The organism is Microbacterium sp. MYb62 (genome assembly GCF_002979475.1).
GTDB lineage: Bacteria > Actinomycetota > Actinomycetes > Actinomycetales > Microbacteriaceae > Microbacterium.
In genome coordinates, this window is the sequence record NZ_PCOY01000002.1 from 397,354 (window position 1) to 415,232 (window position 17,879).

14 protein-coding genes are annotated in these 17,879 nt (G+C 70.6%); 6 read left to right on the forward strand and 8 right to left on the reverse strand.

Features of this window, described 5'->3' with window-relative positions:
• Positions 1-8 precede the first annotated feature (8 nt).
• Positions 9-848: a sulfurtransferase gene (locus tag CQ042_RS04410; protein WP_105669092.1), complete on the forward strand. Its 840-nt coding sequence runs from the start codon at positions 9-11 to the stop codon at positions 846-848.
• Here the strand turns inward: CQ042_RS04410 and CQ042_RS04415 are convergent.
• Positions 836-1,759, reverse strand: coding sequence for a hypothetical protein (locus CQ042_RS04415; RefSeq protein WP_105669094.1), 924 nt, complete (start codon positions 1,757-1,759; stop codon positions 836-838). The genes CQ042_RS04410 and CQ042_RS04415 overlap by 13 nt on opposite strands.
• A gap of 305 nt (positions 1,760-2,064) precedes the next feature.
• Between CQ042_RS04415 and CQ042_RS04420 the strand changes: the two genes are divergently transcribed.
• The 3 genes from CQ042_RS04420 (at position 2,065) to CQ042_RS04430 (ending at position 4,590) form a co-directional block, all read left to right on the forward strand.
• Positions 2,065-2,715 carry an acyl-CoA synthetase gene (locus CQ042_RS04420; protein WP_105669095.1) on the forward strand — a complete coding sequence of 217 codons (651 nt, stop codon included), beginning with the start codon at positions 2,065-2,067 and terminating at the stop codon, positions 2,713-2,715.
• Positions 2,712-3,080: a hypothetical protein gene (locus CQ042_RS04425; RefSeq protein ID WP_105669097.1), complete on the forward strand. Its 369-nt coding sequence runs from the start codon at positions 2,712-2,714 to the stop codon at positions 3,078-3,080. Before CQ042_RS04420 ends, CQ042_RS04425 begins: the two co-directional genes overlap by 4 nt.
• 76 nt (positions 3,081-3,156) lie before the next feature.
• Positions 3,157-4,590 carry an MFS transporter gene (locus CQ042_RS04430; protein WP_105669099.1) on the forward strand — a complete coding sequence of 478 codons (1,434 nt, stop codon included), beginning with the start codon at positions 3,157-3,159 and terminating at the stop codon, positions 4,588-4,590.
• On the opposite strand, the gene CQ042_RS04435 is transcribed toward CQ042_RS04430, so the two are convergent.
• Genes CQ042_RS04435 through CQ042_RS04455 form a run of 5 tightly spaced genes read right to left on the reverse strand, consistent with a single transcriptional unit; the run spans position 4,541 to position 11,313 of the window.
• On the reverse strand, positions 4,541-6,733 hold the full coding sequence (locus tag CQ042_RS04435; RefSeq protein WP_105669101.1) for an alpha-N-acetylglucosaminidase: 2,193 nt from the start codon (positions 6,731-6,733) through the stop codon (positions 4,541-4,543). The genes CQ042_RS04430 and CQ042_RS04435 overlap by 50 nt on opposite strands.
• Positions 6,730-8,118, reverse strand: a complete 1,389-nt coding sequence (locus tag CQ042_RS04440) for a Gfo/Idh/MocA family protein (protein WP_105669103.1) — start codon at positions 8,116-8,118, stop codon at positions 6,730-6,732. The genes CQ042_RS04435 and CQ042_RS04440 overlap by 4 nt, the downstream gene beginning before the upstream one ends.
• Positions 8,115-8,984, reverse strand: a complete 870-nt coding sequence (locus tag CQ042_RS04445; protein ID WP_105669105.1) for a carbohydrate ABC transporter permease — start codon at positions 8,982-8,984, stop codon at positions 8,115-8,117. The genes CQ042_RS04440 and CQ042_RS04445 overlap by 4 nt, the downstream gene beginning before the upstream one ends.
• A complete protein-coding gene (locus CQ042_RS04450; protein ID WP_105669107.1) occupies positions 8,981-9,940 on the reverse strand; it encodes a carbohydrate ABC transporter permease in 960 nt (319 codons plus the stop codon). Before CQ042_RS04450 ends, CQ042_RS04445 begins: the two co-directional genes overlap by 4 nt.
• Positions 9,937-11,313 (reverse strand): ABC transporter substrate-binding protein, encoded by a 1,377-nt coding sequence (locus CQ042_RS04455; RefSeq protein WP_181157433.1) that lies wholly within the window; start codon positions 11,311-11,313, stop codon positions 9,937-9,939. The genes CQ042_RS04450 and CQ042_RS04455 overlap by 4 nt, the downstream gene beginning before the upstream one ends.
• Positions 11,314-11,482: 169 nt before the next feature.
• Here CQ042_RS04455 and CQ042_RS04460 point away from each other — a divergent pair, with 169 nt between their 5' ends.
• On the forward strand, positions 11,483-12,484 hold the full coding sequence (locus CQ042_RS04460) for an Lrp/AsnC family transcriptional regulator (protein ID WP_105669109.1): 1,002 nt from the start codon (positions 11,483-11,485) through the stop codon (positions 12,482-12,484).
• On the opposite strand, the gene CQ042_RS04465 is transcribed toward CQ042_RS04460, so the two are convergent.
• Entirely contained in the window at positions 12,474-14,681 is a 2,208-nt protein-coding gene (locus CQ042_RS04465; protein ID WP_181157434.1) for a PQQ-binding-like beta-propeller repeat protein, read from the reverse strand. The genes CQ042_RS04460 and CQ042_RS04465 overlap by 11 nt on opposite strands.
• A gap of 370 nt (positions 14,682-15,051) precedes the next feature.
• On the opposite strand from CQ042_RS04465, the gene CQ042_RS04470 reads away from it, so the two are divergent.
• On the forward strand, positions 15,052-16,419 hold the full coding sequence (locus tag CQ042_RS04470) for an alkaline phosphatase family protein (protein WP_105669286.1): 1,368 nt from the start codon (positions 15,052-15,054) through the stop codon (positions 16,417-16,419).
• A 75-nt stretch (positions 16,420-16,494) separates the two neighbouring features.
• On the opposite strand, the gene purB is transcribed toward CQ042_RS04470, so the two are convergent.
• Entirely contained in the window at positions 16,495-17,877 is a 1,383-nt protein-coding gene (purB, locus tag CQ042_RS04475) for an adenylosuccinate lyase (protein WP_105669112.1), read from the reverse strand.
• Between the last annotated feature and the right edge of the window lie 2 nt (positions 17,878-17,879).

Here is a 17,879-nt window from a genome sequence, read left to right on the forward strand (position 1 = left end):
CTCGCAGCATGAGCGACTTCGTGAGTGCCGTCGAGCTGGACGACCTGCTGACCCGGGGGGCGCCGGTGCGCGTGATCGACGTGCGGTGGCGACTGGATCGACCGGAAGCAGGACATGACGACTACCTGACCGGGCACATCCCCGGCGCCGTCTTCGCCTCGCTCGACACCGAGCTCTCCACCCACGGCGAGCCTTCGGAGGGACGGCACCCGCTGCCCTCGACGGCAGTGCTCCAGGTCGCGGCGCGCCGTTGGGGAGTGCGCACCGGGGACACCGTCGTCGCCTACGACGACGCCAAGGGCATCTCCGCCGCCCGCGCCTGGTGGCTGCTGCGGCAGGCCGGCATCGATGTCCGCGTGCTCGCCGGCGGCATCCGCGGCTGGCGGGCCGAGGGGTTCGAGGTCGCGACCGACGACGTGCTCCCGGAGGAGGGGGATGTCGTGCTCGGCGAGATCGGCGGGGACGCGCTGACGATCGACGAGGCGGCCGCGTTCCCGGCTTCGGGGGTCCTGCTCGACGTCCGGGCGCCGGAACGGTACCGCGGTGAGACCGAGCCGCTCGACCCGGTGGCGGGCCACATCCCCGGCGCGCGGAATCTGCCGACCCTGCTGCACCTCGACGCGGAGGGCCGCATCCTCGATCCCGAGACCGTGCGCGAGACCTTCGCCGGTGTGGGCGTGACCCCGGGCGCGGCGGTCGCGGCGTACTGCGGTTCCGGCGTGACGGCCGCCCACACGGCCCTGATCCTGCACGAGGTCGGCATCGAGGCGAAGGTCTTCCCCGGCTCGTGGAGCCAGTGGTCGAACACTCCCGGCCGTCCGGTCGCGACGGGCGATCAGCCCGGCTGACCCTCCCGGGGGCCGTAGCCCCAGTGCAGCGCGAGGGCACCGGGGCCGAATGCCCTGCGCACCAGATGCACGGATGTTCCCCGCGGTGGCGGCAGCGGGGTCATGGTCACGCCTTCCGGTGTCTCGACATGCTCTTCGCACCAATCCGGGATGGCATCGGGGTGGAAGCGCGTCCACACCAGCAGCTCCCTGGCCTTCTGGGCCAGCGCGTGGCCGGTGTCTCGTGTCTCCGGATAGTCGGGCGGATACTCGGCGGACCACTCGACCATGGCGGTCTCCGGCGCGGTCAGGGGGACGTCCAGCTCGAAGAGCACTCCGTGCACCTCGCCGTCGGGGTGCGAGTAGCGCGCCGCGATCCTTCCCCCCGACACGGCCGTCAGCACGGGGGCGGGGGTGCGGACGCCGGGTGTGATCTCCAGGAACGGGATCGACGTGATCGTCCCGACGGTGGACTGCACGATGCTGCGCGTGATGCTGTAGGCGACGTTGCCGTCGGGGCCGACGTCCGTCACCGAGTGGGTCGTGAGCTCTCGTGAGGTGTCGGGGTACTCGGCGCCGAGCGCCTGGAATGCCTCGATGACGGCGAGCTCGAGCTCCTCCTCGTCGATCGGGAACTGGTTCGGCCCCAGCGGGCCCGTGCGATTGGTCGTCCGGAGCAGCCGGCTCAGCGCCCCACCGTCGAGCCCGAGGAGATCCTCGATGTCGGCCAGCGCGGCGAGCGACTGCACGCCTTCCGGTCGCCGAGCACCCGAACGCCAGTAGCTCAGCGTGGCCATCGAGACGAAGTTGCCTCGGGCCTTGAGCTGCCGCTGCAGCCAGGAGAGCGTCACCGGCTTCGAGTTGATCGCATCGCGCAGGGCGCTCGCGAAGGAGTCGGGGCCCGGTCGGCGCACATCATCTTCAAAACTCATCACAGACCCCCTCCGGTATGTGAAGACCACCGTTCTAGAGTGAGCATACGACCGCACGCGCGTACCTCAGGGGACCGGGTGGGCATGTGGGGTCACTTGGCCGTCTTCGCAGGCAGGGTGCCCGACCCTGCGACGACCGGCCTGACGCAGTGATGCCCCCCTTGCTGCGTATGTCGTGAAGCCCGGCAATCGATCTGGGGAGATCCGCCGGGCTTCACGAATCCTCGCTCCACGCGCCTCCCGGCGTCGCGGCTCCGCGGCCCCGCGTAGACTGAGGGGAACACCCCGGAGGACTCTGGACCGTCATGTCTGCCCCTGCTCGCGCATTCACCATGCGCCACGTGCAATTGCTGCGCGCTCTGTTCGCCGCGGTCGCCGCGCTGATGATCACGTTCTCGTCTGATCACTCCGCCGCCGTGGGTCTCGCCGTCTTCAGCGGCTTCGTCCTGGTCACCGCCCTCGTGCAGGTGCTCGCCGCCTGGCTGGTGCTCCCCGCGGGCTCGCGCTGGTCGTACGTGCTCCTCGCGGCGGTCGGCATCGTCGCCGGCATGGCGAGCGGCATCCCGGCCTGGCGCTCCGACGACCTCTTCTTCATCATCGTCGCGGGGTGGGCGATCGTCAGCGGCGGCATCGAGCTCCTCGCCGGCATCCGCGCGCGACGCACCGGCGACATGCTGGCACGCGACGCGATCACGGTGGGCGCGCTCGGTGTTCTGCTCGGGGTCGTCCTCCTGCTCGTCCCCGCCGGCTTCCTGCAGGAGTACACGATCGAGAAGGCGGGCACCTTCGTGCTCTCCGGCATCATCCTCGGCGTCGGCATCTTCGGTGGCTACGCGGCGATCGTCGCGGTCTTCCTCGGCATCGCCGGTCTCACGCCGAAGCGGGTGGATGCCGTGGCCGCGGCCTCCGAATCGAATGACAGCACCGCTCCCGCGGAGCACGGAGGAGAGCGATGAGCGACGAGAAGCCCACCCGTCGGGACATCCTGCGACCTCTGCACCTGCTGCTGATCGCGCTGGGATGCGGCGTCTTCGCCATGGTCGTCACGCTGGTCTCGACCGGCGCCTTCACGTCTCGCGTCAACACGGCGATCGCGAACGGCACCTACGACGGCCTGACGCCCGTCGCCCTGGGACTGGTCGTGGGCGGTGGGGCGTTCATCGTCACCCTGCTGATGCTCGCGATGCTGATCCTCGCCGTCGACCCCGCCGACGTCACCAAGACCATCGATCGCCCGGTGCTGTACGACCCGGAGCCCGAGGGCGAGGCGAAGGGCGAGACGAAGGGCGACGACGAGCCCGGCCGTCCCGCCGCTTCGTGATCGACACGGGACCGGCATCCCGCAGCCTTCCGGCATTCTCCGGAATATCGCCGCGGCGGAACGGCTTGTCCCTGTAGTGACTGCCTCCGTCGACCGCGCCTCCATCGGATTACGGTCGGAGCGGGGACCCGTCCTCGGCGCGCTGATGCTCGCCACCGGCCTCATCGCGATCGATGCCACGATCCTGGCGACCGCCGTGCCCAGCATCGTGCGGGACCTCGGCGACTATCAGCAGTTCCCGTGGCTGTTCTCGGTGTATCTGCTGGCGCAGGCCGTGAGCGTCCCCATCTACTCGCGGTTCGCCGACACGGTCGGCCGCAAGCCGATCATCATCCTCGGCATCGCCCTGTTCCTCCTCGGCTCCGTCCTCTGCGGGTTCGCGTGGAGCATGCCGGCGCTGATCGCGTTCCGCATCGTCCAGGGTCTCGGCGCCGGAGCCGTCGCCCCGATGTCGATGACGATCGTCGGCGACATCTACACGGTCGCCGAACGGGCGAAGGTGCAGGGCTACATCGCGAGCGTCTGGGCGATCTCGTCGGTCGTGGGGCCGGCGCTGGGTGGCGTCTTCGCCCAGCTCGACGCCTGGCGCTGGATCTTCTGGGTGAACATCCCGCTCTGTCTGATCGCCGGATGGATGCTGCTGCGCAACTACAAGGAGCAGAGGCAGACGCAGCGGCACCGCATCGACTATGCGGGTGCCGTGCTGCTCACGATCGGATTGACCGCGCTCATCCTCGGCATGCTCGAGGGCGGGAACGCGTGGGCATGGCTCTCTGCGCAGAGCGCGCTCTGCTTCGGCATCGGCGTCGTCGCGCTGGCGGCCTTCGGATTCGTCGAGCGCCGCGCCGTCGAGCCGATCGTCGACCTGCGCCTCGCCGCCCGACGGCTCATCCTCACGACCACGATCGTGTCGCTCGGCATCGGGGCCCTGATGCTCGGCGTCACCAGCTTCGCGCCGGCCTACCTCGAGGGGTCCACCGGCATCGCCCCACTGCTCTCGGGTCTCGCCGTCGCCGCGCTCACTCTCGGCTGGCCGCTCGCCGCCGCGAACGTGGGACGCCTGTACCTGCGCATCGGCTTCCGTCGCACCACGCTGATCGGCATGAGCATCACGACGGTCGCCGCGATCACCCTCGCATCGGTCGCCTCCTGGCCCAACCCGTACGTGGTCGCGGTGATCGCGTTCCTGCTCGGGTTCGGCCTCGGGTGGAGTGCGGCGCCGACGCTGATCGCCGCTCAGGCCTCGGTGGGCTGGGGCGAGCGCGGAGCCGTCACCGGGATGAACGCGTTCGCGCGCTCGGCGGGCAGCGCCGTGGGCGTCGCCGTGTTCGGTGCGATCTCCAACGCCGTCATCGCACAGGGAGCGGGTCCTGACGATCCCGACACCATCATCCACGCCTCCGTGTGGGTGTTCGTCGCCGTCGCCGTGACCGCCGTGCTCACCCTGATCGCGGCCGCATTCATGCCGAAGGACGAGGTGGAGACGCACTCGGGAGAGATGCGCGCGTAGCGAGGATCACGGCCGCGACGTCGAGGGGGTCGGCGGACGAGGCGTCGTCCGAGCCGCTGCCGTCCCTCCACTCCTCCTCGATCGCGATGATCGAGCGGTGCAGCACAGCCTCGTCCGGCACCGCGCGCCGCTCCACCGCCTCCGCCATCCACCGGACCCAGGTCGCCCAGCGAGGAGCGTAGAGGTCGCGGATCAATCCCGCCCAGTGCCGGCCGGAGTAGTCGTGCAGCCCACTGGACTGGTGGCCCCAGACCGAGATGAGACTGCGCGCATCCCGCTCCATCGCCTCGCGTTCATCGGGGGTGTCGCCCCACGAACGCGCCTGGTCGATCCAGGTCGACACCCGCGAGTCGCTCCGCGTGGCGGCGAGTCGATCGAGGGCGAGCAGATCCTCGTGCAGATCGGCTCCATGGCGTCGCAGTGCGGAGGCATCCCCCGTGGCGAAGGCCTCGAGGACGCCGCGGATCCGGTAGCGGGTGCTCTGCGCGAGCACGTGCCCGGTCAGTTCGACCACGTCCCTCTCCAGAGAGTCGCGCGAGACGGCGCGGTCGCCCAGGGAGAGCAGCAGCTGTGCGGCGCGCGTGATCGTGGGGAGGTCGCCCAGCACCGCGGGATCGTTCTCGGCGTCGATGTTGGCCGACATGCGAGCGGGCCCCGCAGGCAGCGCCTCACCCGCGAGCCGCTGGGTGGCGAACGGCGCCCTCGCGCTCCAGGGGCGGGCGATCACCGGGGAGGGGATCGATCGCGTGCGGCCGGGTCCGTAGAGCGTGGCGCCGAGCAGTCGCCACGCTTCTCGGGCCGACTCGTCCTCCACGCCGTACCGCTGGACGGCGAAGTCGGCGAGCCACGCGTCGACGTCCATCGGCCCCCAGACCAGGTCGGAGGCCGCCTCGTAGAACACGGTGTTGTTCTCGATGGCCTCGGGTGCGACGCCGATGCCCTCCAACCGGTCGGGGTGGGACTCGATCAGCTCGCCCACGTCGCGGGCCAGCCCGCGCAGGTCTCCGAAGAGCGCGAAGCGTCCCCCGAAGTTGTGCACGGCTGTCCAGATCCAGCGGCGCCCGTGCATACCCTCACGCCACATGGGCGCGTGCTCGCCCCACAGGTCGATCAGGAGGAGCCGCTCGTGCGGGACGCGAGAGAGATACGCCTCGACCCGCTCCGGCGTCCAGAACCGGCGGTGGTAGTGGAACGGCCACCCCTGCAGGAGCCAGGTGGCCTGCGGATGCACGGCAGCGATGGCGCTGTGCACCCCGGCGCCCGCCGCGGCGAGGTCGGCGGGCTCGCCCGACGGGGGCAGCGACTCGATGAAGGGGTCGACGGCGAACACCGGCGCGGGTCCGGGGTCGCCGAGCAGCGCGCGCTGGGTGTCGAGGAAGAGCTCCATGAACCGTGCGAACGCGGGGGAGGCCGGATCGAGCAGGGGGGTGCGCCAGCCCTGCCATTCGATCTCGGGTGCCTCCGGACCCGCCAGGGAGCGGGGGACGTGCCCGCCCGGCAGAGGCAGCACGGGCGTCATCCCCAGCTCCCGGGCGCGTGCGAGGATGCGACGTGCGAGAGCGATCCTCCGCTCGTCCCAGCGTGCGGGGAGCGGGCCGCCGAAGTCGTGCATGCCGCCCATCGACATCCACGGCAGGTGCGCGGCGCCTCCGACCCACGCCCGTGCGGCGGCATCATCCACTCCCGCGCGGCGGAGGGTCTCCGCCAGCACCGACTCGTACCCGGTCAGGACGAGCGGATGCGTCACCCCGTGCAGGGCCATCCAGTCCAGCTCGCGCTCCCACCGCTCCTCGTCCCAGTACGGCGTGGAGTAGCCGTGCGTCACGACGTTCAGGTGATACCGGACGGCGAACGGCGTGTTCGCCTCCGTCGGCGGGGCGTCCGGCCATCGTGCCCAGGTCGGCTGCAGTCGCGGAGCCTCCCAGGTCAGGCGACGTCCCTGGCTGTGGAGGTAGCGGGCGAAGGCGCTCGCCGCCGACGGCACGTCGCTGCCGCGCAGGGTGAGCATCCCGTCGCGGGCCTCGAAGCCGGCGACCGCGGCGTGCGCGCCTTCCGCCTGCACCACCTCCACCCGTACGTGCGTCGGATCGGCGCCGATGCGCTCCACGAGCGCGAGCACTGCCGACACCATCCGATCCGTCATCCGCGGACTCCCTCGTCGAGCGGCAGAGCGATCTGCGCGGCCCAGGAGGCGAAGTCGATCGGTGTACCGGAGCGACGGGACTCCTCGGCGCCGAACGCCATGAGGTGACTGTCGAGAGCCGTCTCGAAGGAGAGCTCTCCCGTGCCGACCACGCCCTGCCGCACGGCCTCGACGAATGCGGCCATCAGACCGGCGTCTCCACCGCCATGACCGGCATGATCGCCGAGGTCGGGGTTGGGCAGTGCCACGCGCAGGGTGTGGCGCTCGTGCGCCAGCACGGATTTCGGGCTGACCTCATGCGCGTCCAGCGGCAGTCCCTCCGGCATCCGACCGGCGGGCGAGAACAGGTCCACGACGATCTCGCCGCTCTCCATGTGCCCCGACAGCTGACCGGCCGAACCGGTGATCGTGATGTTGCGGGTGTTCTCGGCGGTGAAGGCCGAGGCCGTGAGGGTGGCCGTCACGCCGCGGGGGAACCGCATCGTCGTCTGCTGGTGGTCGGCCACATCGTTGTCGCTGCGGAACACGCAGCGCCCGTAGTCGCCGTCGCGCAGCGCCTTCATGCGGCCGGCGGGAGAGACGTCGTCGCCGAGCAGATGCACCGGGTGCCCTGTCACGTCGGCGAGCGCGTCGACGTAGTACCGGGGAGCGAAGAAGGGGCAGCTGTCGGCCACGGGGCAGCCCTGCACGCAGAACTCCGGGGCCCCGGCGGGCGCGTTCTCGGCACGGAACCAGCTCAGCTCACCGATGCTGTAGACGTTCTCGGGCGCTGCGCCCACCAGCCAGCGGATGATGTCGAGGTCGTGCGAGGTCTTCGTCAGCGCCATCGGACCCGACGTCGTGCTGCTTCGCCAGTTCCCCCGCACGTAGGAGTGGGCGAAATGCCAGTAGCCGACGTTCTCGCGGATCTCCAGCGTGATCATGCGGCCGATGGCACCCGAATCGAGGATGCGCTTCACCGACCTCCAGAACGGCGTGAAGCGCAGGACGTGGCCGATCGCGAGCGCCGACGACGTGCGGCGGGCGTGATCGGCGAGTCGTCGCAGCTCGTCGATGTCCGGTGCGGCCGGCTTCTCGAGCAGGAATGGCAGCCCCGCGTCGGCGACGGCGATCGCCACGTCGACGTGCAGGGCGTCCGGCACGGCGATGACCACCGCGTCGGCTTCGAGGACCGCGAGATCGGCGACGGCCTCGCGCCAGTCCTCGTACGTGCGGGCGCCTCCCGCCGCGGCCGCCAGTGCCGAGCGCCGTTCCGAGACCGGGTCGGCGACCGCCACGATCCTGGCGCGATCGGGGTGCTCCAGCGCCCACCGCCCGTAGGCGTCGCGACCGCGTCCGCCCGCACCGATGATGACGATGCGCTGCGGTCTGTCTGGCGTGCTCATTTCTCGGCTCCTGCCGTCAGTCCCTCGACGAGATAGCGCTGCGCGAGGAAGAAGAGGATGACGATGGGGACGGTCACCGCGATGGATCCGGACAGCAGCACGGTGACGGGGACGTTGAAGTCGGCCAGCTGCGAGATGCCGAGCGGCGCCGTCCACTGCGCGCGATCGCGCACGAGGAACAGCAGCGCGTAGAAGTACTCGTTCCACGCGATCATGAACACGTAGATCGAGGTCGCGACGACCCCGGGCAGGGCGATGGGCAGCACGACGCTGCGCAGCATCTGCGGGAGCGAGGCCCCGTCGACGATGGCGGCCTCCTCCACGCTCTCCGGCAGCGCCTGGAAGTAGTTGCGCAGCATGTAGATCGACACCGGGACGGTGGTCGCGACATAGACGAGGAACAGTCCGACGAGCGAACCCGTGAGGCCCGCCCTGGCGAGGAGCACGAAGAGCGGCACCGAGAGCACGATCCCGGGGAACAGATAGACGGCGAGGATGATCGCATTCATCCCGCGACGGCCGCGGTACCGCAGCCGTGCGGCGGCATAGGCGCCGAGGATCGAGACGAGGATCGACAGGACCACGGTGCCGAGCCCCACCAGGAGCGAGTTGAGCACGAACCGGCCCAGGCCGAATCCGCCCTGCTCGGGATCGAGCATGGCCGTGGTGTAGCCGGAGAAGTCGAGCTCATCGAGGGCGGGGAACAGGTCCAGCGGCGCCTGCACGATCGAGGAGTACGGACGCACCGACAGGAGGAAGCCGTACAGCACCGGGCCGATCGCGAACAGGAGGGCGACGGTGATGAGGATGGTCCGGCCCACGATCGCGGCGGGGCGCGGACGCAGCGGCGAGCGACGACGGGTCATTCGGTGTCGACCTTTCTGCGGGTGGCGAAGACGTACACGGTGAGCAGCGCGATCAGCACGACCGACATGAGTAGTCCGTACGCGGAGGCGCTGCCGATGTCGGCGCGGGTGACGAGCTCCGTGTAGACCTTGAGCGCCATGAGCTGCGTTCCGCCGGCGCCCTCGGTGAGCAGGTACACCTCGCTGAAGCTCTGGAAGGTCCAGATGAACCGCAGCAGGCACAGCAGCAGGATGACGCCCTTGAGCTGGGGCATGACGATGCGCCAGAGGATCTGCATGCGGTTCGCCCCGTCGAGCGCCGCCGCCTCCTCGATGCTGGGGGAGACGCCCTGCAGGCGTGCGGTGAGGAAGAGGAACGCGAGCGGCGCGGACGTCCAGATCTCGAAGGCCACGACCACCAGCAGCGAGAGCGGCACCGGAACGCCGAAGACCTCGGCCGACGACGTGTTGAGGAAGCCGATCGCCTGATCCCATCCCAGCACCTCGCGGCCGAACGCGTTCACGATCCCGTATTGCGGATTGAGCATCGTCTGCCAGATCGTGACCGCGGCGATCAGCGGGAGCACATACGGCACGAGCAGCAGCGCCCGCACGATCCCTCTGCCTCGGAACGGGCTTCGCAGCGCCAGGGCCAGCACCAGACCGACGCCGACGGAGCCGATCATCGTGAGTGTCGAGTAGAGGAGGGTCGTGCCCAGCGCGCGCCAGAACGACGGGTTCTCGATCGCGCGTCGGAAGTTGTCGAGGGTCCAGTCGATCGGTTCCGTGCCGAGACGGGGGATGTCGACGAGTCGGATCTCGCTGAAGGCGAAGACGATCACGAGCAGGAGCGGGATGATCGACGCCAGCAGGATGACGAGGAAGGTCGGGGCGGTGAGCAGGAGTCCGTTGCGGTCGTCCCGTCGGGAGCGGCGGGTGTGCCGCTCCCGACGGTTTCGGAGAGGTGCCGTGCTCACAGCCCCGCCTGGACCTCCTCGACGGCCGCCTTCATGGCGGCGGTCACGTCGGCGGGGGAGGAGCCGTTGTAGAGCTGCTCGATCTGGTTGGCGAGCACGCCCTGGCTGAACACCAGGCCGGCGAGCGTCGCGTCGTCCGTGCCCATGCCCCACAGGTAGAGCGAGTTGATGCCCTCGCTCATCTTCGTGACGAAGTCGTCGCCGTAGATCTCGGCCGAGGTGCGGTCGTGGGCCGGGCCGATGCCCAGTCCACCCCAGGCCGAGGCGAAGGCCTCGGGGTCGTCGGCCGTGCCGTTGCGCAGGGGCACGCGCCCCTCGGTGGCGACGCCCAGCGTGTCGGTGTAGCCCTCGTCGAGCACGTACTCGATGTACTCCTGGGCCGCTTCCGTGTGGGCGCCGGTGGGGATCCCGTAGCTGAGGATCGCCCCGTACTGCCGCGGCTCGTCGCCGAGCACGGTGACGAAGTCGGTGTTGTCCGCGAGGAACGTCGGCGTGGCCGCGCACTCCGGGCAGGTGGCCGGCGTCGCCGAGTCGAGGCCTGCCAGCTCGTCGAGGATGTGGGTGGAGAACAGCAGCATCGCCGCGTCGCCGTTCATGTAGGCGGCACGGGCGCTGGTGACGTCGAAGTCCCCGGCCGTGGACGAGTTCCGCAGGGTCAGGAACTGCTCTGCGGCCTCGGTGCACGCGTCGGAGTCGATGGTGACCTCGCCGTCGGTCACGAGCTCGCAGCCGGCACTCTGGAAGAGCGACTGGATGCCCTCCGTCGCCGACGCCGTGCCGGCCTGCGTGCCGAACGCGAGCCCGGTGATGCCGAGCTTCTCCTTCACCGTCGTCGCCGCCTCGGCGAGCTCCTCGACCGACGTGGGCACATCGACCCCCGCCTTCTCGAGAAGGTCGGTGCGGTAGGCGATGACGTGCGACCAGCCGTCACTGGGAACGGCGGAGATCTCGCCGTCGATGGTCACGGCGTCGAGCGCGTTCGCGTTGAAGGTGTCGGGTCCGAGGGCGTCGACCGCGGCCGTGGCGGCCTGGGCGTCGAGCAGCCCCTGCGAGCTCCAGGCGCCGGTCTGCGTCGACGCGTGGAGGATCACGTCCGGCACGTCGCCGCTTGCGGCGCCCGTCACGAGCGCCTGATCCTGGTCGGCGCCGGCCATCGGCACGACCTCGACCTCGATCCCGGTCTTCTCGGTGAAGGCGGCGGCGATCTCCTCCTGCGCGGCGAGCCGCTCCGGAGTGGTCTGCGGCGTCCAGAACACGATGCTCTGGTCTTCGGTCGCCGGGGTGTCCGCGGGGGCGGAGCATCCGGCGAGCAGGGACAGTGCGGCGAGTGCCGCGAGAGGGGCCGCGATGCGCGGCGCTGACGATCGGGTCAAGTCAACACTCCTCGAGTCGTGGCGCGTGGCGCCGGGGGAGACCCACCGGGCGGCGGTGCCGAGGTGGTTCTGCAATCCTCCCGTGAAACGAGTGATCCCCGTGAGATGGCCCACTCGTATGCAAGGAATCGTCTATCCCTGCGGTTGAAGTGAGGATAAGCTCCGATCCGTGGATGATCTCGATCGGCGCATCGTCGGCGCACTCCTCGCAAACCCGCGTGCGACGAACTCTCAGATCAGCGACGCCGCCTTCACCTCGGAGGCGACGGCGTCGCGTCGGGTGGCCCGGCTGATCCGTGAGGGTTCGGTTCGTGTGATCGGTGTGCTCGACGGTGAGGCGACGGGCCGATCGCGGTCGATGTTCGTCCGGCTGCGGTGTCGCCCCGGCGACGGCAACAGGTCGGCACAGCGCCTGGCGGCGTGGCCGGAGTGCGGATCGGTGAAGCTGGTGACCGGGAGCGTCGACTGCATCGCGGAGATCAACTACACCTCGAACGATCACCTGCTCGCGATCACGCTCGAGCAGCTCCCCTCGCTGGACGGGGTGCTGGCCGTGTGGAGCAACCAGGTCGTACGCCGGTTCGCGACACCGCACAGCTGGCTGCCCGAGCTGCTTCCTGAGGAGATCGCCGCGCAGCTGCGCTCGCAGCGCCTCGATCCCTGGCAGGATCCGCTCCCCGGGCAGTCGGTGCGGCTCGATGCGCTCGATGAGAGGATCGCGGACGCCCTCGCGGTCGACGGCAGGCTCGGCTGGCAGCAGCTGGGCGAGCTGTGCGACGCCAGCCCGGTCACCGTGCGCCGCCACACCGAGTCGATGCTCGCCTCCGGCGCTCTGCGGATGCGGGCGGTGGTGGAGCCGGAGGGCGTCGGGCTGCCGGTGAACGCCTTCATCTCGTTGAGCGTGAACCCCACCCAGCTGGGCAGGGCGGGCGAGATGCTCGCGCAGCATCCGTCCATGCTCATGATCGCCGCGACCACCGGTGACCGGAACCTCTGCGGCGAGGTCGCGCTGGGGTCGGACGCCGCGCTCTACGAGTTCATCTCCGCCACGATCGGCGGCCTCCCGGGGCTCCAGCATGCCGACGTCGCCGTCGCGCTGCGCTCGGTCAAGCGCGCCGGGCGCTTCCGCGACGGGGCGGAGGCGCCCGGCACCCGAGCCGTCAGATCGTGAATCCGCGGAGCACGCCGTCCTGGGCGGCCACGATCAGATGGTCCTCCACGATCACGGGCGTCGAGAACGTGTGGGCGGTGAACAGCTGCCGGTCGACGGTCACCGCACCCGTGCTCGGTTGGATCTCGGCGAGCAGTCCCCCGACCGACACGAGCCAGGCCGCACCGGTGCGGGGGTGGAGAACCGGGCCGGCGTCGAACACCCGCGGGACCGCCTGCGCGCTCCACCGCTGCACCCCTGTGGCCGGGTCGACGACCGTCACCACGCCCCATTCGGACGTCAGGAGCACGCCGCCGTCCGCCACCGGGACGGACGGGGCGAAGACGTAGCTCCCGGGCGTGCGCCAGATCTCCACCCCGGTGCGCGGATCGACGGCGATGCCCTCCGTGACCGTGCTGAAGAGCACGGCTCCCGTGGGGAGCACCTCCACCCAGTCGACCCACGGGCCGTAGATGAGCTGTCGGTACCTGTCGGGGCGGGTGGTGGTGAGGACCGACCAGAGGACGGCGCCGGTGCGCAGGTCGTAGGCGTAGCCGCGGCCGTCGCCTGCTCCGACGTACACCCGCTCGCCATCGGACGCCGCGCGCCCGGCCGTGCGCACGGGCACGGGTGCTTCCCACAGCGTCGCCCCCGTCAGGTCCAGACAGCGGAGGGTGTCCTCGGCGCTGACGAGGATGCGTTCGTCTCCGCCGTCGATCGTGACGACGAGCGGTGTCGTCAACACGGGCTTCTCGAAGCTGCTCGTCCATGCCGTGCCTCCCCGTCGGGCGTCCAGCGCCCGCAGGCGGCCGTCGGCGCTCGGCACGATCACCCGCTCGCCGCCGGCGGCGAAAGCCGCTCCACGGTGGACGGCCCCGGCATCCGCCGTCCACAGGGTCCGGGGCCGGCGGCGACCGCGGACCTCCACGGCCTCCACGCGGCCGGACGTCGAGCATGCGATCACCGTCGATCCCCATGCCGCGAGAGCGCCCTGCAGCTGGCCGCCGAGTTCCAGCTCCCACGAGGGACGCGAGCGTGTGGGGCCGGGCAGCTCGATGTCGACCCACTCCTGTCGGCGGTCGCCGGTCGCGTCCGAGGCTCGCACCTGCATCCGGTGTCGCCCCGGTGCGACCCCCCTCCGGTCGACGGCGCCGTGCCAGGATCGTCCGCGTCGTTCGAGAGGGGTCCACGCGCCGTCGTCCGTCGTCCCGAACACGGCCTGGGGGTGGAGCCGGGCGTCGACCGCGGTCGCGAGCGCGCTCGGGATCGCGGTGAGCGCCACCTCCTCGGCGCCGGGGCGCGAGCTGACGCGGATGGCCTCGAGGGCGTCCGCCGGTGGAGTCAGCGGGATCTCGGTCAGCACGGCGACCGTCGGCGGCTCGGAATCGGTGGCGCCCAGGGAGACGTGCTCGACCCGCAGTGCGCGCCCGTGCTCATCCGACTTCTCGGTCACGCGCAGGAAGAACGGACCGGGCCTCGCCGTGATCGCCGTGACCTGCGTGAGCCCGTTGAAGCGGTCGACCTCGTTGCGATGGAGGTGTCCCGCGAAGATGCCGCGCACGGGGAAGGGGTCGATCGTGCGCAGCAGCGCGTCGGTGTCGTCGACGAAGTAGTTCTGACCGCCGAGGGGGTAGTGGAGGAACAGGATCGAGGGGCGATCGCCGACCTCGCGCAACTCCTGCTCGAGTGCGGCGAGATCATCGCCGAACAGGCCGGGCTCCTGCAGCAGCTGCGTCGGGTCGAGCGCCATGAAGTGCACGCCGCCGGCGTCGAAGCCGTAGCTGGTGGGTCCGAACCATCGCTGGAATCGTCGGCGGGCACTCGTGTCCCAGCGGATCTCGTGGTTGCCCGGCACGTGCCGGAGTCGATCCCAGAGGGATGCGGGGACGAGATCGCGGTAGGCCGAGAACGACTCGTCGCTTCCGTAGTCGGTGATGTCCCCGCAGTGCAGCACGAACGCGGGATCCTCTCCCTCGATGGCGGCGAAGACGCGGCGGAGATTGGCCATGCGCTCCCCTTCGTCCTCGTTGGCATGGGTGTCGGTGAGGACGATGAAACGCAACGGCTCTTCACCGGCCTCCGCGGCGCCCACACCGCCACCGGGCCACGGACCCCAGCCTGTCGCGCCGATCACGACGCCCGCGGCCGAGAGGCCGAGGAATCCTCGCCTGGTCAGGGGCATGCTCGTCGGCATCCGGCTCGGTCCTGCGTGATCCATGTGCGCTCCTCTTCGTCGTGGGCTGTGAGGAGCACCCCATCGCGAATGGGGATCGGCCGCCATCTCTCTGCTCGGGATTGGGAGGTTTCGATAGGTGGATCGGCCCTCGCGCAAGAATTCGTCATCCGACGCGCGACGGTCTTCTCGCGGGACTCGGGACTCGGGACTCGGGACGCGGGAAGCGGGACGCGGGAAGCGGGACGCGGACCGCCGTGCGGCATGGTGCGGGAATCCGTCATCTCCGCCGGTGCAACCGGCGATTCCTTGCAGTGCGCGGCCGAGACCTTGATCCGCATCCCGAGGAGCGGACACCGTCGAGCGCAGCGGGTCGACGACGACCGGCGGGACGACTGATGCGAGGAGAACGACGATGGCCAGGCCCACGACGACACGAAGGACCCGTTTCGCGGCGGTAGGAGGCGCCCTGCTCGCCGCGTCCACGCTGGCGGTCGGCGCGCTGGGAGCGGGCCCGGCCGCTGCCTCCCCGGCCGCTGCCTCCCCGGCCGCTGCCTCCCTGGCCGGCGAGGCGACGGCGGGGCACGGAGCGACCCACCCCCGCGCCGACCATGTCGTGCTGATCGCGCTCGACGGCCTCGACATCGACTACCTCGACGGCGCCGCGATGCCTCACCTGAAGGCCCTGGCGAATCATGGCGGCATCAGCGAATCCACCGGGGTCATGACCTCGATCACCAATCCGTCGTGGTCGTCGATCGCGACGGGTGCGTGGCCGGCGTCGCACGGCAATGCGGCGTATTGGTACGACCCCGTGGGCGGTGTCGCCGTGGGGCAGCAGCGGGACCTGGCCGTGCCCACGATCGCTCAGGCCGTCCGAGACCAGGGCGGCACGGTGTTGTCGTCCCAATGGTTCATCGTGCAGAACCACGGCGTCGCGTTCGGCGACGCCGCGGGGCTGTACACGCAGCCGGGTGGAGACTGCGCCCGTCGTGCCGACGATGTCATCGCGGTGCTGGAGGGGCGCCCCGTGGTCAGCGCCGGTGTGCCGGTGCAGATGCAGGGGATCCCCGATCTGATGGCGGTGTACTGCGACAAGCTCGATGCCCTCGGCCATGCGGACGGGCAGGACGCACCGGGGATGCCGGCCGCGATCGCGGAGGTCGACGCGCAGATCGGCAGGATCGTCCAGGCGACCAAGGATGCGGGCATCTTCGGACGCACCGCGTTCGTCGTGACGGGCGACCACGGGATGGAGACGTTCACGCAGGGGCTGCGCGATGAGCTGCTCGCGGCGATCTCCGCCACCGGCTATCAGCCCGAGATGCTGAACCCCGGGCAGGCACCCCAGCCGGGGACCGACGCGGTCATCGTGGTCGGCGGTGTCGGCTCACTGCATCTGGTGGGCGACGCGGCTGGAGATCCCGACGCCGCCGCGATCATCGAGGCTGCCGTCGCCGCGATGCCCGGCATCTCCGAGGTCTACGACGAGGCCGAGCAGAGCGCCATGCACATGTCGGCGAAGTACGGCGAGCTCGTGATCGAGCCGGTAGAGGGGTGGAGTCTCGGTGCCGCCCCCTCCGACGGGGTGTCCGGTGTGCACGGCACCTCGCGCACGGCCCGCACCGCGCTGGTGCTGGCCGGAGCGGGGGTGCGCCCGCACGAGGTCGCCTCGTCCCCGCGGCACGTCGACATCGCTCCCACGGTCGCGGCGCTCCTGGGGATCGATGCGCCGTCGGGCGCGGAGGGTCGTGTGCTCAGCGAGGTCTTCGCGACGCCCTGAGCCGCGCGCGTCCCGGAGACGACGTCGGGCCCGCACCTGTTCGCGGTGCGGGCCCGACGTCGAGCGTGCTGCTTCCTACTTCGCGAGCCGCTCCGCGATGCCGGTGTAGGTGGCCGGGGTCAGGGCGAGCAGGCGCTGCTTGGCCGCGTCGCCGATCTCGAGACCCTCGACGAAGGCGGCGAGGTCTGCGGCGCCCACCCGGTGACCGCGGGTCAGCTCCTTGAGCAGGGCATACGGGTCGGTGATCGTGGATCGGCCGGCGACGACCTCGGCGCGGATGACGGTCTGGATGGCCTCGGCGAGCACCTCCCAGTTCACGTCGAGGTCGGCCAGCAGCACGTCGCGCGAGAGCGAGATCGCATTCAGGCCGCGGCGCAGGTTGTCGAGTGCGAGCAGCGAGTGCCCGAATGCGACGCCGATGTTGCGCTGCGTGGTCGAGTCGGTGAGGTCGCGCTGCAGGCGGCTGGTGACGAGCGTCTGGCCGAGCGAGGCGAGCAGGGCGCTCGAGATCTCGAGGTTTGCTTCGGCGTTCTCGAAGCGGATCGGGTTGATCTTGTGCGGCATCGTCGACGAGCCGGTGGCGCCGGCGACCGGGATCTGCGCGAAGTAGCCGAGCGAGATGTAGGTCCAGATGTCGGTGGCGAGGTTGTGCAGGATGCCGCCGGCGTGACGCACGCGGTCGTAGAGCTCGACCTGCCAGTCGTGCGACTCGATCTGGGTGGTGAGGATGTTGAAGCCGAGCCCCAGGCCCTCGATGTACTCGCGGGCGATGGTGGGCCAGTCGGCGTCGGGGTCGGCCGCGAGGTGCGCCGACCAGGTGCCGGTCGCGCCGGAGAACTTCGCCAGGTACTCGGAGGCGGCGATCTGGCCGCGCACGCGCTCCAGGCGCCAGGCGAAGACCGCGATCTCCTTGCCCATGGTCGAGGGCGTGGCGGGCTGGCCGTGCGTGCGGGAGAGCATCGGGGCGTCGGCGTGCTCGACCGCGAGCTCGCGCAGCTTCGCGATCACGGTGTCGAGGGCCGGGAGCCAGACCTCCTCGACCGCGCGCTTGACGGTGAGGGCGTAGGAGGCGGAGTTGATGTCCTCGCTCGTGGCGGCGAAGTGCGTGAGCTCGGCGATCGCGTCGAGACCCAGCGTCGACAGGCGGTCGCGCACGAGGTACTCGATCGCCTTCACGTCGTGCTGGGTGACGGCTTCCTTCTCGGAGAGCCAGTCGATCTCGGCCTGCCCGAAGTCGCGGTAGAGGGCGCGCAGGCGATCCTTGTCGGCGTCCGACAGCGGGGACGTCTCGAACAGCGACCGGTCGGTGAGCGCGATCAGCCACTCGACCTCGACCTCGACGCGTGCCCGGTTCAGGCCCGCCTCGGACAGGAAGTCGGCGAGACCGGTGACGGCGCCGCGGTAGCGACCGTCGAGAGGGCTCAGGGGCTGCGGCGGGAGCGAGGGCTGGAAAGTCAGGG

Coding starts and splice junctions, on each gene's coding strand:
- CQ042_RS04410 (WP_105669092.1), top strand. CDS start 9: ATGAGCGACTTCGTGAGTGCCGTCGAGCTGGACGACCTGCTGACCCGG.
- CQ042_RS04435 (WP_105669101.1), bottom strand. CDS start 6,733: ATGACGGATCGGATGGTGTCGGCAGTGCTCGCGCTCGTGGAGCGCATC.
- CQ042_RS04415 (WP_105669094.1), bottom strand. CDS start 1,759: ATGAGTTTTGAAGATGATGTGCGCCGACCGGGCCCCGACTCCTTCGCG.
- CQ042_RS04440 (WP_105669103.1), bottom strand. CDS start 8,118: ATGAGCACGCCAGACAGACCGCAGCGCATCGTCATCATCGGTGCGGGC.
- CQ042_RS04470 (WP_105669286.1), top strand. CDS start 15,052: ATGGCCAGGCCCACGACGACACGAAGGACCCGTTTCGCGGCGGTAGGA.
- CQ042_RS04420 (WP_105669095.1), top strand. CDS start 2,065: ATGTCTGCCCCTGCTCGCGCATTCACCATGCGCCACGTGCAATTGCTG.
- CQ042_RS04445 (WP_105669105.1), bottom strand. CDS start 8,984: ATGACCCGTCGTCGCTCGCCGCTGCGTCCGCGCCCCGCCGCGATCGTG.
- CQ042_RS04465 (WP_181157434.1), bottom strand. CDS start 14,681: ATGGATCACGCAGGACCGAGCCGGATGCCGACGAGCATGCCCCTGACC.
- CQ042_RS04425 (WP_105669097.1), top strand. CDS start 2,712: ATGAGCGACGAGAAGCCCACCCGTCGGGACATCCTGCGACCTCTGCAC.